Origin of the sequence: Arthrobacter methylotrophus (assembly GCF_039539965.1) — a bacterium.
In the GTDB taxonomy this organism is placed as follows: domain Bacteria; phylum Actinomycetota; class Actinomycetes; order Actinomycetales; family Micrococcaceae; genus Arthrobacter; species Arthrobacter methylotrophus.
This window is the reverse complement of record NZ_BAABED010000001.1, coordinates 2862862-2878063: the sequence shown is the minus strand read 5'-3', so window position 1 is coordinate 2878063 and position 15202 is coordinate 2862862. Positions and strand designations below refer to the sequence as shown.

Sequence of the window (15202 nt, the reverse complement as noted above, 5' to 3'; positions counted from 1 at the left end):
GGCACTTCCGGATCAGCCGGCACGGCTTTCCGGCGAGGCCAGCTCCCACTGCACCACTACACTCGCGGAAACCGCCACGGACCCCGCCTCGATGGCGACGCCTTCGCTGGCAAAGGCGCGCTTCATGTCGCCCATCAACGGAATCGGCGACCCCTGCTCCGGCCGCTGGTCGATGGACAGCACTTGCCCCAACCGGGAGCCGGCAAGGGCCGCAAATCGAGCGGCCTTCGCTTCGGCCTCCCGCCAGGCGGCTTCCTGTGCCAGCGCCGCAACGGCGGAGGAATCGGTGAATCCTTGTTCGATCCCGTTGATGCGCAGGCTGTCGCCGCCTGCAGCGACTGCGGCAGAGATGGCCGAGGGAGCCGCTGACGGCGGGCTGACACGGGCAACCAAGGTGGTTGAGGCAACATAACCCGTGAGCTTTTGCCCTTGGTTTTCGGCCCAGACCAGTTCAGCCCGCAAGTTGAGGCCGCTGGTCCGCAAGTCAAGACCGGCCACACCTTGCTCCCGCAGGACGTCCGTCACCGCAGCGGCAAGCTGTCCGGCGTCGTCATAAGCCGCCCCGGCGGCGTCGCGCCTGACCTCGATGGCGAGCGTGAGCGTGAGAAGGTCGGGAACGGCTTCGGCGGAACCCTCTCCGGTGACGGTAATGGTGCGCCGCGGTGTCATGATGCCATGCTAGCTGTATCGCCGGGGGCCTGGACGGTGTCACGGGTTAAATCCCGGCCGGAGCCTTCTACTAGACTGGGGTTAGTGCCGCCGGACCCCTCTGGCGAGCATTGCTCCTGCTTTCGCCATGGCTCCGCCTGGTGAAGACCAATTCCGACTCGTAGCTAAGAACAGTAGATGACTGACACTTTGCCGGGCGCTGCCATCCCGAACCCTTTGGATGAAGCCGCCATCACCGCTGCCGTTGAGGAAGCCGTCGCCGCGATTGCCGCCGCATCCTCCCTCGAAGAACTCAAGGCCGTCCGCTTGGCGCACACCGGCGAGAAGTCGCCCTTGAGCCTTGCCAACCGGGAAATCGGTAGTTTGGCCAAAGAACAAAAGGCCGCTGCAGGCAAGCTCATGGGTTCTTCCCGTGGCCGCGTCAACCAGGCGCTCGCAGCCCGTACCGCTGTGCTCGAAGCCGAGAACGACGCCCGTATCCTCGTGGAGGAAACCGTCGACGTCACGGCAGCGCCGCGGCGCCGCCGTGCCGGCGCCCGCCACCCGCTGTCCACGCTGCAGGACCGCGTTGCGGACATCTTCGTCGGCATGGGTTGGGAAATCGCCGAAGGGCCGGAAGTCGAATCCGAGTGGTTCAACTTCGATGCCCTTAACTTCAAGCCTGACCACCCGGCACGCGAAATGCAGGACACGTTCTTCGTGGAACCTCCCGAGGCGCACCTGCTCATGCGCACCCACACCTCCCCGGTGCAGGTCCGCTCCATGTTGGAGCGTGAAGTTCCCATCTACGTGCTGTGCCCGGGCAAGGTTTTCCGCACCGATGAACTGGATGCCACCCACACGCCCGTGTTCCACCAGTTCGAAGGCCTGGCCATCGACAAGAAGCTGAGCATGGCCGACCTGCGTGGCACCCTGGAACACTTCGCACGGCAGATGTTCGGTGACGAGGCACAGATCCGACTTCGTCCCAACTACTTCCCGTTCACTGAGCCGTCCGCGGAACTGGACATTTGGCACCCGGGTGCCAAGGGAGGTCCCCGCTGGATCGAGTGGGGCGGCTGCGGCATGGTCAATCCCAACGTCCTGCGCGCCGCCGGTATCGATCCGGACGAATATTCAGGCTTTGCCTTCGGCATGGGCATCGAGCGCACCCTCATGTTCCGCAACGAGGTCGGCGACATGCGCGACATGATCGAGGGCGATGTACGTTTCAGCGAGCACTTCGGGATGGAGATCTAACAGTGCGTATTCCACTTTCCTGGCTGCGTGAATTCGCGCAGGTTCCGGCCGACGCCACGGCCGAAGAGGTCATGGCGGAACTCGTCAAGGTCGGTTTTGAAGAAGAAGCCGTCCACCGCCCGACGGATGCCCTCAAGGGTCCCATTGTGGTGGGTCAGGTGCTGAGCCTCGTCAAGGAGCCGCAGTCCAACGGCAAGACCATTAACTGGTGCCAGGTCCGCGTTGTTCCTGAAGGGCAAGAGCAGACCCTGACCGGCGAGGGCATCGACCCCTCCGGCGTGCAGGGCATCATTTGCGGTGCCCACAACTTCGTCGAGGGGGACAAAGTCGTGGTGACTCTCCCGGGAGCAGTGCTGCCGGGCGACTTCCACATCTCGGCTCGCAAGACCTACGGTCATTTGTCCGCAGGCATGATCGCCTCGGTACGTGAACTTGGCATCGGTGAGGACCACGACGGCATCCTGGTGCTCTCCCGCATCGGCCTGGATCCAGAGATCGGCACCGATGCCATGGCGCTGCTTGGCCTCTACGATGAAGCAGCCGAAATCAACGTCACTCCGGACCGTGGTTACGCGTTCTCGATCCGTGGCGTCGCCCGCGAATATGCCCACGCCACCGGAACTGTCTTCACGGACCCCGCCGCCAGGGTCAACGCCCCGGCGGCACTCTCCGGTGGTTATGGCGTCAAGCTCAACGACGACGCCCCCATCTACGGCAATCCCGGGTGCGACCGCTTCGTGGCCCGCACGGTCCGCGGCGTGGACGCTACCCGCCCCACCCCGCCATGGATGGTTTCGCGCCTGCGCTTGGCCGGCATCCGCTCCATTTCGCTGCCCGTGGACATCTCCAACTATGTGATGCTCGAACTCGGCCAGCCGAACCACTGCTACGATCTCGACAAGCTCTCGGGCGACATCGTGGTCCGCCGCGCCGTGGCCGGGGAGAAGATCACCACCCTCGACGGCAAGGTGCGTGCGCTCGACGTCGAAGATCTCCTGATTACCGACGGTTCCGGTGCGATCGGCATCGCTGGCGTGATGGGCGGGGCCAACACCGAGGTCTCCGCTTCGACCACCAACGTCCTGGTCGAGGCTGCGCACTTCGATGAGGTTTCGATCGCCCGGTCCCGTCGCCGGCACAAGCTGCCCTCGGAGGCGTCCAAGCGCTTTGAGCGCGGCGTCGATTGGCAGGTTGCTAACATCGCGGCGCAGCGCGTCGTCGACCTCCTGGTTGAACTGGCGGGTGGAACGGCTGACGAAGCCGGGACCGACGTCGGGACCGCCCCCGACGCACTGACCATCGAGCTGCCGGCCGGCTATGCGGCCGCCCGGATCGGAATCGATTTCACGGATGGCCAGATCACGGGTTCCCTGAGGGACCTCGGTGCCATCGTGCTGAAGGACGAGATGGTCGGCGCCTACGTCGTCACGGCACCGAGCTGGCGCAATGACCTGGAAACCAAGGAAGACCTCGCCGAGGAAATCGCAAGGCTGGTGGGCTACGACAACATCCCGGCCACGCTGCCCGTGGCACCTCCCGGCCGCGGCCTGACCCGGACCCAACAGCAGAAACGCCGTGTGGTCCAGGCCCTGGCGGACGCAGGGCTGACCGAAGTCCTCTCCTATCCGTTCGTCTCCAAGTCAGCCAATGATGTGTTCGGCGTGGCCGAGGAAGGCGCGGCGCGTACCGCCCTCAAACTGGCCAACCCGATCAGCGAGGAACACGGGTTCCTCCGCACTTCTGTGCTTCCTGGCCTGATAGAGGTTGCCCGCCGCAACCACTCCCGCGGTTTCCGCGACCTCGCCCTCTTCGAGGCAGGATCGGTGTTCCTTCCCGACGGTCAACTGGGCACTGCCTCCATCCCGCCGCTGGGTGTCAAGCCTTCCGCCGAGGTACTCGATGGACTGTACGACGGCGTCCCGGACCAGCCGCTGTACATCGCCGCCGTTTTGACCGGCCATGATTCCCCGGCTGCCGCGGAACACAAACCGCGCGCTTGGGACTGGGCCGACGCCCTTGATGTTGCCCGGCTCATCGGCGACGTCCTCGGCGTCGAGCTCGTGGTCAGCCAAGGCAGCCACCAGGCGTTCCACCCGGGCCGCGCCGCCCAGCTCGCGCTCCGTTCGGGTGACGTAGTGGGCTACGCCGGCGAATTGCACCCCAAACTACTCGCCGCCCATGACATGCCGGCGCGTTCAGTGGCACTTGAGCTCAACGTGGACGCGATCTTCGACGCCGCCCCGGACGTCATTGTTGCCAAGCACATCTCCGGTTTCCCGGTGGCGACGCAGGACGTTGCCCTGGTGGTGCCGCAGGAGATCCCAGCGGACGCAGTACTGGCTGCCCTCCGGGAAGGCGCGGGCGAACTTCTCGAAGACGTCGCCTTGTTCGATGTCTACGCGGGCCAGGGTATCGAGGAGGGCAAGAAGTCGCTTGCTTTCGGGCTGCGCTTCCGTGCCATGGACCGCACCCTGACCGCCGATGAGGCGTCGGAGGCCCGCGAGGCCGCCGTCGCAGTCGCCGCGGAGCGATTCGGAGCAGTCCAGCGCTGATCAGTATCAACACCGGGATCCAAGGGCTGGCTGTTCACATCCAGTCCTTGGATCCTGCTGATTCCGCCGCCATCGAGCAGATGGCGGCGGAATTGCTGTCTCCGGCCGAGACCCTTCGGGGAGACGCCATGGCCCCCGTCCTACGGCTGGAATTCCTGGCGTCCAGGGTGGCCCAGCAGAACTTTGCCGCAACGCTCCTGGGGGTTCCCGCTTCGAAGCTCCAGGCCGCCTATGAGTGCCCGGAGTGTGGTGCTGGTCCGGATATTGCTCATGGCCGGCCAGGATACCTGCTCGACGGCGGCCCCGCACCATTGCTGCTCAGCGCCTCGCGGGCGTCGGGCTGGGTGCTGTTTGCCGCCGTCGTGCATCCGGAACCCGGGCTCAGGCTGGGAGTTGATGTGGAAAATGCTGCGGGCACCGAATTTGCCGGCTTCGACGACGTCGCCCTGACCATACGCGAGCACCGCCATCTCGACGCGGTGGAACCGGGTCGCCGGGCGAACGAGCGCGCTCGTTTGTGGGCGCGCAAGGAAGCTTGGTTGAAGATGACAGGCGAAGGGCTCCGGGTGAGCCCTGATTCTTTCGACGTGCTGGAAAGGCCGGGGCTGTGGGATCTTGAACTCCCTGCCAGCGCTGACGGTCGGGATCTTCCGGCCGGACTGGTTGCCGCCCTCGCAGCAACCTCCCACTAGCTGAACTGCGTTGGACCAGCTGAAGGTGGATCAGCTCAAAGCCGGGAGCCTCGCCCGATAAAGCCAGGGCTCCAGTACACGTGCGGCGTCGAGTCCCGGAACGAAGGCGTTGGCCGTGGCGATGAATTCAGCCGTGGACACCGAACTGTGGCGCTTGGTCTCGGTCCAATGCCGCAACAAGCCAAAGAACACGGCGTCACCGCACGCAAGCCGTACGGCGTGGAGGGCCAGTGCGCCGCGCTTGTAGACACGGTCATCGAACATCCGCTCCGGTCCGGGGTCGCCGATCACCAGGTCCTGGGCGCCGGCGTCAAGCTTTCGCCACGCGGCCCTCGCGCGGGTCGCGAGGGACATGACTCCGGCCTCTTCGGACCAGATCCATTCCGCATAGCAGGCGAAGCCCTCGTGCAGCCAGATATCACGCCAACTGCTCACGGTGAGCGAATTGCCGAACCACTGGTGGGACAATTCGTGGGCGATGAGGCGTTGCGCCTCCCACGACTGTTCCATGTGGTTCCGGCCAAAGATGGAGAGGGTCTGGGCCTCGAGGGGGATTTCCAGTTCGTCCTCGGTGACGACGGCGGTGTATTCCGTAAAAGGATACGGACCGAAACAGTCCTCGAAGGTGCGCATCATGTCGGCTTGCCGAGCCAGTCCTTCCCGGGCCTCGGTCAACAAGCCGGGCGCCACGGCGACGAATTGGGGCACCGGACTGTGCCGCGGGACCTCGGCATGATGTGCTGTTCCAAGGCCGGCCCGGGCGACGGAAGGGCTGAGCTGGTGGAGCTTGTATCGTCCGATCTGCACCGTGGCGAGATAGCTCGCCATCGGCTCGGCCTGTTCATAGACCCAGGTCTCACGGCTCGATTTCTTGCTGTGCGATACGAGGCGGCCATTGCAGATGGCGCGGTAGTTGTCATCAGTGGTGATGCTGATCAAATAGCTGGACTTGTGCTGCGGGTGGTCGTTGCAGGGGAACCAGGACGCAGCGCCGTTCGGCTGCCCCGCAACCAGGACGCCGTCGTCGAGCTCTTCCCAGCCTACTTCGCCCCACAGGCCCCTGCGCGGCTTGGGATTGCCGTCGTAACGGAGTTCAACGGTGAATGACTGGCCTGCTGCCAGCGGTTCCTTGACGGTGATCACGAGGTGCTCGCCGCGTGGGCTGAACCTCGGGACCTTCTTGCCATCCACCAGGATCTTGGAAGCCTTCAGGCCCACCAGGTCCAGGATCAGCGAGTCCGTGTCCTCACGTGCCACACAGCGAAGCACCGCGCGGCCGTTGAGCCGATTGCTACCCAAACTGTAGTCCAGGTCCAATTCATACCGCAGCACCTGGAATGCCATGCTCCCGTGATGCAGGGTGTAGGCATCGGCGGCAATTTTGGTTATTCCTGGTTCGCTAGGGCTCATATGCGCTGGCTGCCTCCGTGTAGCTGGTTGTGCTGGTGTGGTCATGGCTGGTATTTCATAAGCCCACTTGCTAATCTACGCTACGGTCCAGACCATGGGCTGACCGGGTTGCCCATCCAGTACGTACCGGCGGGAACAGTTTCACCTCGCATGACGAGCGACGCCGGCCCTACCGTTCCGCCTGCTCCGATGCTGGCGCGCGGCAGGATGACCCCGTGCGGTCCCATAGTGGCGCCGTCTCCGAGAACCACGGTATCGATGCTCATGATGCGGTCGTGGAAGAGGTGTGTCTGGACCACGCAGCCACGGTTGACGGTGGAACTTTCGCCAAGGGTGACGAGGTCGGCTTCGGGCAGCCAGTAGCTTTCGCACCAGGTACCCCGGCCGATTTTTGCGCCAAGCGCCCGGAGCCACCACACCAACGCCGGTGTACCGGATGCTGAACGCGCGAACCACGGGGCGCTGACCATCTCGATGAAGGTGTCCACCACCTCATTCCGCCAGATGAACGAACTCCACAGGGGATGCTCGCCCGCCTTGATGCGGCCCACAAGGATCCATTTCGCGGCGACCGAACTCGCCGCGGCCACGGCACCCGCGGCGAGGATAACGACGCCGCCCAGGACGGCTGCGAGCCAGTAGGAGGATTCCGAAGCAATCCAGTCAAGGACCCACATGATGCCGACGGCGATCGCCACCGTGAGGATGACCGGTACCAAGCGGCACAATTCCCACAGGGCCCGTTTGGTCTTGAGGGCCAGCGGCGGGTTGAAGGTGAGGCTCTGGTCGGCATCGACGGCGGTCCGGCGCAGCCTGACGGGCGGACTGCCCAGCCATGAGGTGCCGGATTTTGCCTTGGCAGGCGTTGCAGACAGCACCGCGACCAGTGAGTTCTTGGGGACGCTCCGGCCCGCGGCCGTCATGCCCGAATTGCCGAGGAAGGAGCGTTTGCCGATCTTGGCGGGCCCAATCTTCATCCAACCACCGCCGAGCTCGTAGGAGGCCACCATGGTGTCGTCCGCGAGGAAGGCGCCTTCGCCGATTGTTGTCATGCGCGGCAGTAGAAGCACGGTGGAGGCTTCCACATTGCGGCCGACTTTCGCACCGAGGAGGCGCAGCCAAACAGGTGTGAACAGGCTGGCGTAGATGGGGAAGAGCAGGTCCCGGGCCAGGTCCAGGACGCGTTCAGTTGCCCAGACCTGCCAACCCACCCGGCTGCGAACGCGGTAATACCCTTCCTTGAGGCCGATGCCGAGCATCCGCGTAGTGCCCAGGATGAGCAGGAGATTGCACAGGAACCAGGCGAGTGCGGCCAAAGGGATGGCGAACAAAAGCTCCGGGAAGGCGTCCTGCAAGGAGTTCCTGCCCTGGATAAAGGCCACGACTACGCTGGCGCCGGCAAGTGCCGAGACGTAGGGGATCAGGGCCAGCAATGCCGAGGCGGTCGCGAACGCCGCGAACCAGAGCCGGCCAATCAGGTGGTGCGACGACGGCGTCTCCGGCCAATCATTCTTGGCTTTGCCACGGCGTTGGGCGGGGGACCCGGCAACGAGGTGTCCGGCTTTGACCTTGCCTAGAACGGCGGAACCAGGCTCCACCCGGGCACCGGCGCCAACGCTCGTTCCGGGCATGAGCGTACTGCGGGAGCCCACGGTTGCGCCGGCACCCACATGGATGGCACCGATGTGGACGTAGTCGCCGTCGATCCACCAGGCGGAGAGATCCACTTCGGGTTCGATGTTGCAGCCGCTTCCCAGGGAAAGCAGCCCCGTGACCGGGGGCAAGGAGTGCAGTTGGACGTTGTTCCCGATCTTCGCCCCCAGTGCCTTGGCGTAGTAGGGAACCCACGGCGCGCTGGCCAGGCTGATGGCACCCGAGAGGTCCTGGATCTGCTCGGCCAGCCACAACTTCAAGTGCACTTTGCCCGAACGCGGGTAGGTACCGGCGTGGACACCACGCAGCAGAATGCGCGCAGCCAGAATCGATATGGCCATGCGGCCCGGCGGGCTGACGAACACCAGCCAGGACGCCAGGATCCACCACCAGGACACCACCGGAGCCGCAGAGAATCCGGCGTAGTCCGCGAGCAGGCGATTGGCGGCCATGAGGTAGGTGAGCCAACGCATGCCCACCAGAATGTTGAGGAAGATGCCCATGAGGGTCTGGAAGATTTGCGATTTCCGGGAGGTCGGGCGAACGGTGCGTTCTGCCGGTGGACCTTGGATACCGCCTTCGGGCAACGACTGCCGCGCGGCGTCGATCAGGGCACCCACCCGAGGGGTGGCGTAGACCTCCGCCACCGTGACGGTGGGGTAGCGCACGCGGAGGGCCGAGACGAGCTGTGCCGCAGCGAGGGAGCCGCCGCCATAGGCGAAGAAATCGGCGTCGAGCGAGGTGACGCTGGAGCCGAGGACGCTCTCCCATTGTTCAACCACCCATTGGGCGTCTTCGGGCAGGTTGAGCGGTGCCTTCTCCGCATCGGCGGCTCCCGCACCCGCCAACGGCCAGGGGAGGGAATGCCTGTCAACTTTTCCACTGGTCTTTGTCGGGATGGAATCGACCACCGTCAACAGGGGAATCAGCGCAGCCGGAAGGCTCTCGGTCAGCAGCACGCGCGAAGCCGTGAGGTCGATATCCTCGGACCCGGCGGGCGCCAGGTAACCGACAAGCAGCTGGTTCCCGGCCGCCGTCGTACGGACTGCCGCGGCGGCCCCTGCGACGCCCGGCAAGGCCTGCAGCGCGGCGTCGATCTCACCGAGTTCGATCCTCCGGCCGCCGAGCTTGACCTGCTCGTCCGCGCGGCCTTGGAAGATGAGGCCTGCTTTCTCGTAGCGGACCAGGTCGCCGGAGCGGTACGCCCGTTGCCAGCCCAGGGATGGCATCGGGGCATACTTTTCGGCGTCCTTGGCCGGATCGAGGTAGCGGGCCAGTCCGACGCCGCCAATGATCAGCTCGCCCGTCTCGCCTTCCGGGACGGGAACCCCGGCGGCGTCGACAACGGCGAGGTCCCAGCCGTCCAGGGGCAAGCCGATCCGAACGGGGCCGTCACCCCCGAGAGGGGCCGCGCAAGCGACCACCGTTGCTTCGGTGGGCCCATAGGTGTTCCACAATTCGCGGCCGTCCACCGCGAGTCGTTCGGCGAGCTCGGGAGGGCAGGCTTCGCCCCCGAAGATGAGCAGGCGCACGTTTTCAAGCGATTCGGCGGGCCACAAGGCTGCGAGCGTGGGAACGGTGGACACTACCGTGATGCCGTGGTTGATCAGCCACGGACCAAGGTCCATGCCGGAGCGCACCAGGGCACGCGGAGCGGGCACGAGGCAGGCGCCGTGCCGCCATGCCAGCCACATCTCTTCGCATGAGGCGTCGAAGGCTACTGAAAGGCCGGCCAAGACCCGGTCCTGTGGTCCGATGGGATCTTCCTGGAGGAAGAGCCGGGCTTCGGCGTCGACAAACGCGGCCGACGAGCGGTGCTGAACCGCGACGCCCTTCGGCGTGCCTGTGGAGCCGGAGGTGAAAATGATCCAGGAATCGTCATCCAGGCCTGGTGCGCGGGGGGTAGGGTGCGGCGTCGGACGCTCCCCGGAAAGCTCGATCTTGCGGCCTTTTGTGATGACCGCAGTCACCTTGGCTTCCTTGAAAACGAGCCGTGCCCGTTCCTCGGGATCGTCTGCGTCTACAGGTACATAGGCGGCCGCGATCGAAAGGATTGCCAGGATGGCGATGTAGAGATCGTTGGTGCCGGACGGAATCCGCACGCCGATCGTGTCTCCGGGGCCAAGTCCCGCTGCATTGAGCGTGGCGGCAAAACCGCGCACCTGCGCCATGAGCTCGGAGTAACTGAGTGACTTGCGCCCGTCGTCGATGGCAGATGCTTCCGGATAAGACCTTGCCGTGTCATCGATGATTTCGATGAGCGTCCGCGGTGGCGGCACGGCTGACGCGCCCTGCAGTTGGGGCAGGTGCACCGCTTGGAGTTCCAGGCGATCCGCCGGGATGTCATGTTCCTGGGTCACGTTCGAAGCTTCTCGGATTGAGGTGAACAAAAAGTGTCAGCGGTCCCGTGGCCGTTGCTCCGACTATGGGATCAACAGTAGCTTGCCCGTGGTCTGGCGGCCTTCCAGGTCGCGGTGGGCCTGCGCGGCTTCGGCGAGCGGGTAGGTTCCGCCAATCCGGACTTTGAGCGCGCCGCTGGCTGCAGCGCCGAAGACTTCGGCCGAACGCCAGCGCCGCTCCTGCGGGTTCTGCAGGAAGTGGGCGAGGGTGGGGCGGGTGAGGGACAACGATCCGCCGGCGTTCAGCCGCTGGGGATCGAAGGGAGGCACAGGCCCGGAGGCTGCCCCGAAAAGGACGAGCGAGCCACGGATGCGCAGGCTCGCAAGCGAATCGTCGAAGGTGTCCTTGCCGACGCCGTCGTACACGACGTGGACCCCTTCGCCGTCGGTCAGTTCACGGACTTTGTCGGCAAATCCGGCGTAACGCAGGACCTCATCCGCGCCGGCCTGCCGAGCCAAGACTTCCTTCTCGTCCGAAGAGACAGTGGTGATGACACGGGCGCCGCGCGCCTTGAGCAATTGGGTCAGGATGAGACCCACCCCGCCAGCACCGGCATGGGTCAGGACAGTGTGTCCCGGCTCGACCCGGAACGAGGAATTGATCAGGTAGTGCGCGGTCATTCCCTGCAGCGGAAGGGCGGCTGCGGTGTGGTCGTCGACGCCGTCCGGAACCGGAAGGGCCTTGTCCGCGTCTACCAGGGTGTAACCCGCATAGCTGCGGGATCCTTCAGCGGTAGCGACCCTGTCCCCGACGGCGAAGTCCTCAACGCCTGCACCGATGGCCTCCACGGTGCCTGCCGCCTCGGAGCCCGGGGTGAACGGATACTCAACCTTGTAGATGCCGCTGCGTTGGTAGGTGTCAATGAAGTTCACTCCGGCAGCTGCAACTTTGACGAGGAGCTGGCGCGGACCCGGGGCCGGAACCTCTGCTTCGGTGAGTTCGAGGACTTCGGGTCCTCCGGCTTGCCGGGCAATGATCGCATGCGTCATGATTCTCCTTCTCCGTCGAGGCACTTTCGTGCCCGCATTCACACAACCATCCTAGGGAACGGAGTCCGTCGAGTGTCCAGTCAGCGGCTGAGCGACGTGGTTCGCCGTGACGTGCCCGGTGGTCTTCGGTGCGTGTCAGCCTCTACCGTGCGCGGAAGCAACAGGGCAGTCAAAGCCGCGGCCGGCGGCGAGTCCTACCTCATTGAGGTAGCGTACGACGATTGCGTACGACTGCATCAACGTGGTTTCGGTGTAGGCAATGGAGTGCTTTTCGCAGTAGCTTCGAACGATCTCCGAGGCGCGGCGCAAGTGGGGGCGTGCCATGTCGGGGAAAAGGTGGTGTTCCGCCTGGTGGTTGAGGCCGCCCAGGAGGATATTCATGAAGGGTCCGCCGGAGATGTTCCTGGCAGTCAGAATCTGGCGGCGCAGGAAATCGACGCGGGAGTCGGTCGGCAGGACCGGCATGCCCTTGTGGTTCGGGGCGAAGGAAGCGCCCATGTAGAAGCCGAACACCATAATCTGGACGCCCAGGAAGGCAAATGCCATGCCAAGCGGCAGGAAGGTGAAGGCAAGGACCGGCAGCGCGAGAAGGCGTGCCAGGAGGATGGGGGTCTCTACCCAGCGGTGCTTGATGGCTCCGGGCCGCAGGATGTACATCAAGGACTCCCACTGCAGGCTGATGCCCAGCAGCATCAGGAGCGGGAAGAAGAACCAGCCTTGCCTGCGGGTGAGGAACGCGAAGCGTCCGTTCCTTCCGGCTGCGGCTTCAACGTGGAACGCCAGGGCGCCGGTCTTGATGTCCGGGTCCTTGGAAATCACGTTCGGGTTGTTGTGGTGTGCGCCGTGCTTCTGTTCCCACCAGGAGTAACTGATGCCGGCAACCGAAGTGGCCAGGATGCGCGCAGACCAGTCATTGGCCCGGCGGGAGGCAAAAATCTGGCGGTGGCCGGCCTCGTGGGCCAGGAAGCTCAATTGGGTGCAGAGAATGCCGAGGGCCGCTGCGATGAGGAGTTGGTACCAGCTGTGCCCGATGAGGGCGAAGCCGAACCAAGTGCCGGTCAACAAGAGGACCAGCGCAGCGAAGACGCTGACGTAAAAGCCGACGCGACGCTTCAAGAGCCCTTCCGCGCGGACTGTCTTAAGGAGTTCGGAATAGCTCAGCACGACGGCGTTGGGTTGCCGGACGCTCTTGGCGGGAAGTTCCGTGGTGGACGTCGGTGACATATGCAGTTGCCCCGTAATGATTAACGGGCAACGCTGCAACCGACGATCGGTTGCACGGTCTAGATCACCCTCTATCCAGCATACGCCCGGATCGACCGTGCCCGGCGCGACCTTGCCGGAAAGACGCATGCATAAATATCGGCAACTATGAATAGTTTTGCTGTATAGTCTTGCCATGACTATTTCTGTTGCCGTCTCCGGTGCCAGCGGCTATGCCGGGGGAGAGGTGCTGCGCCTCCTGGCAGGGCATCCGGACGTCACTATCGGTGCCATCACGGCGCACAGCAACGCCGGTTCCAGACTAGGCGAGTTGCAGCCGCATCTCCATGGTTTGGCCAGTCGGATTCTCGAAGACACCAGCGTGGAAAACCTTGGGGGCCACGACGTCGTATTCCTGGCGCTCCCGCATGGGGCCTCGGCCGAGATCGCAGCACAGTTGCCGGAAGGCACGCTGGTGATCGACGCCGGCGCGGACCACCGGCTCGAAGACCCGGCAGTGTGGGAAAAGTTCTACGGCTCGGCCCATGCCGGGACCTGGCCTTACGGGCTGCCGGAACTCCCCGGGCAGCGCGACGCCCTGAAGGGCGCGAAGCGGATTGCCGTACCCGGCTGCTACCCGACCTCGGCCCTCCTCGCCCTCACGCCCGGCTTCGCCAACAAGCTTCTCCAGCCGGACGACGTCGTGATTGTTTCCGCCTCCGGCACCTCGGGTGCCGGCAAGGCGGCCAAGGTCAACCTCATCGGTTCCGAGGTCATGGGCTCCATGAGTCCCTATGGCGTGGGCGGCGGCCACCGCCACACCCCGGAGATTGAACAAGGACTCTCCAATGCCGCCGGTGAACCGGTCACAGTGTCCTTCACTCCCACCCTCGCGCCCATGAGCCGCGGCATCCTGAGCACGGCGACGGCCAAGGTCAAGGCCGGCGTCACCGCCGCCGAACTCCGCAGCGCCTGGGCGGAAGCCTACGACGACGAACCGTTTGTCCACTTGCTGCCCGAAGGCCAGTGGCCTACCACCAAGTCGGTGCAGGGGTCCAACCACGCCGTCATGCAACTGGCGTTCGACGAGCATTCGGGCCGCGTGATCGTCACGTGCGCCATCGACAATCTGACCAAGGGGACCGCAGGCGGCGCTGTGCAGTCCATGAATATTGCCCTCGGCCTGGACGAATCCGCCGGCCTCAACGTCCAAGGAGTCGCCCCGTGACCATCACCGCCCCCCAAGGATTCCGGGCCGCCGGCATTAAGGCCGGCATCAAGGCATCCGGTAATCCCGACCTCGCCCTCGTCGTCAATGACGGCCCGCTCAAAGCCGCCGCCGCCGTTTTCACGTCCAACCGAGTGGCCGCTGCTCCCGTGCACTGGTCCCGCCAGGTTGTCTCTGACGGACGCGTGGATGCAGTGGTACTGAATTCCGGTGGGGCCAACGCCTGCACCGGTCCCCAAGGATTCCAAAACACGCACGCGACCGCCGAAAAAGTGGCGGCCGTCCTCGGGATCTCCGCCTCCGACGTCGTGGTCTGCTCCACGGGCCTCATCGGTGCGCAACTGCCCATGGACAAGATCATCCCCGGCATCGACGCCGCTTTTGCGGAGCTCTCCGAAAACGGCGGCGGCGCCGCTGCTACGGCGATCATGACCACTGACAGTGTTGCGAAGGAAGCAGTCTTCACCGGGACCGACGCTGAAGGCAAGACCTTCACAGTCGGTGGCATCGCGAAGGGTGCCGGCATGTTGGCGCCGGGTCTTGCGACCATGCTGGTGGTGCTCACCACGGATGCCCAGGTCCCGGCGGAGGAACTCGACGTCGTACTCCGCGACGCCACGCGCGTCACCTTTGACCGCGCGGACTCGGACGGATGTATGTCCACCAATGACACGGTCGTCCTGCTCGCCTCCGGGGCCTCCGAGGCAATCCCGTCCGCCGAACAACTCGGTGCCGGTATCACCCAGGTATGCGCCGAACTTGCCCGCAAGCTGATCGGCGATGCCGAAGGTGCCAGCCACGACATCGCCATCCGCACCTTCAACGCAGCCAGCGAACGCGACGCCGAAATCGTCAGCCGCGCCGTGGCCCGCTCCAACCTCTTCAAGACCGCCATCTTCGGCAAGGACCCCAACTGGGGCCGTGTCCTGTCCTCGGTGGGCACGACGGATGCCGTCTTCGAACCGGACCAGCTCAACGTCTCCATGAACGGCATCCAGATCTGCCGCAACGGCAGCATCGGCGACGACCGCAACCTCGTGGACCTTGAACCCCGCGAGGTACTCGTGGAGATCGACCTGCAGGCCGGCGATGCCGAGGCCACCATCTGGACCAACGACCTCACGCACGAATACGTGCATGAGAACAGCGCCTACTCGAGCTAGCCGG

General features: G+C 64.8%; 10 protein-coding genes. 5 read left to right on the top strand and 5 right to left on the bottom strand.

The features are described 5' to 3' along the window. Window positions 1–12: 12 nt before the first annotated feature. Window positions 13–669 (bottom strand): SIMPL domain-containing protein, encoded by a 657-nt coding sequence (locus ABD884_RS15160; RefSeq protein ID WP_345047324.1) that lies wholly within the window; start codon window positions 667–669, stop codon window positions 13–15. A gap of 177 nt (window positions 670–846) precedes the next feature. Between ABD884_RS15160 and pheS the strand changes: the two genes are divergently transcribed. The 3 genes from pheS to ABD884_RS15145 are packed head-to-tail and all read left to right on the top strand — an operon-like array spanning window position 847 to window position 5152. Next, window positions 847–1908 (top strand): phenylalanine--tRNA ligase subunit alpha, encoded by a 1062-nt coding sequence (gene pheS, locus ABD884_RS15155; protein WP_028266649.1) that lies wholly within the window; start codon window positions 847–849, stop codon window positions 1906–1908. 2 nt (window positions 1909–1910) lie between these two features. Next, window positions 1911–4460, top strand: coding sequence for a phenylalanine--tRNA ligase subunit beta (pheT, locus tag ABD884_RS15150; protein ID WP_345047318.1), 2550 nt, complete (start codon window positions 1911–1913; stop codon window positions 4458–4460). 47 nt (window positions 4461–4507) lie between these two features. Then, on the top strand, window positions 4508–5152 hold the full coding sequence (locus ABD884_RS15145; protein WP_345047316.1) for a 4'-phosphopantetheinyl transferase family protein: 645 nt from the start codon (window positions 4508–4510) through the stop codon (window positions 5150–5152). A 30-nt stretch (window positions 5153–5182) separates the two neighbouring features. Here the strand turns inward: ABD884_RS15145 and ABD884_RS15140 are convergent, their stop codons facing one another. The 4 genes from ABD884_RS15140 to ABD884_RS15125 form a co-directional block, all read right to left on the bottom strand. Then, window positions 5183–6562, bottom strand: a complete 1380-nt coding sequence (locus tag ABD884_RS15140) for a M1 family metallopeptidase (protein WP_345047311.1) — start codon at window positions 6560–6562, stop codon at window positions 5183–5185. 80 nt (window positions 6563–6642) lie between these two features. Next, window positions 6643–10575: a Pls/PosA family non-ribosomal peptide synthetase gene (locus ABD884_RS15135; RefSeq protein ID WP_345047307.1), complete on the bottom strand. Its 3933-nt coding sequence runs from the start codon at window positions 10573–10575 to the stop codon at window positions 6643–6645. Window positions 10576–10638: 63 nt separating this feature from the next. After that, a complete protein-coding gene (locus ABD884_RS15130) occupies window positions 10639–11604 on the bottom strand; it encodes a quinone oxidoreductase family protein (protein WP_345047304.1) in 966 nt (321 codons plus the stop codon). Between the two features lie 135 nt (window positions 11605–11739). After that, complete coding sequence (locus tag ABD884_RS15125; protein WP_345054866.1) at window positions 11740–12828, bottom strand: fatty acid desaturase family protein; 1089 nt, start codon at window positions 12826–12828, stop codon at window positions 11740–11742. A gap of 175 nt (window positions 12829–13003) precedes the next feature. Between ABD884_RS15125 and argC the strand changes: the two genes are divergently transcribed. Both argC and argJ read left to right on the top strand, forming a co-directional pair. Next, a complete protein-coding gene (gene argC / locus ABD884_RS15120) occupies window positions 13004–14035 on the top strand; it encodes an N-acetyl-gamma-glutamyl-phosphate reductase (protein ID WP_345047301.1) in 1032 nt (343 codons plus the stop codon). Continuing rightward, complete coding sequence (gene argJ / locus ABD884_RS15115; protein ID WP_345047297.1) at window positions 14032–15198, top strand: bifunctional glutamate N-acetyltransferase/amino-acid acetyltransferase ArgJ; 1167 nt, start codon at window positions 14032–14034, stop codon at window positions 15196–15198. Before argC ends, argJ begins: the two co-directional genes overlap by 4 nt. Window positions 15199–15202: the final 4 nt, after the last annotated feature.

Coding starts and splice junctions, on each gene's coding strand:
- ABD884_RS15160 (WP_345047324.1), bottom strand. CDS start 669: ATGACACCGCGGCGCACCATTACCGTCACCGGAGAGGGTTCCGCCGAA.
- pheS (WP_028266649.1), top strand. CDS start 847: ATGACTGACACTTTGCCGGGCGCTGCCATCCCGAACCCTTTGGATGAA.
- argC (WP_345047301.1), top strand. CDS start 13,004: ATGACTATTTCTGTTGCCGTCTCCGGTGCCAGCGGCTATGCCGGGGGA.
- ABD884_RS15140 (WP_345047311.1), bottom strand. CDS start 6,562: ATGAGCCCTAGCGAACCAGGAATAACCAAAATTGCCGCCGATGCCTAC.
- ABD884_RS15130 (WP_345047304.1), bottom strand. CDS start 11,604: ATGACGCATGCGATCATTGCCCGGCAAGCCGGAGGACCCGAAGTCCTC.
- ABD884_RS15125 (WP_345054866.1), bottom strand. CDS start 12,828: ATGTCACCGACGTCCACCACGGAACTTCCCGCCAAGAGCGTCCGGCAA.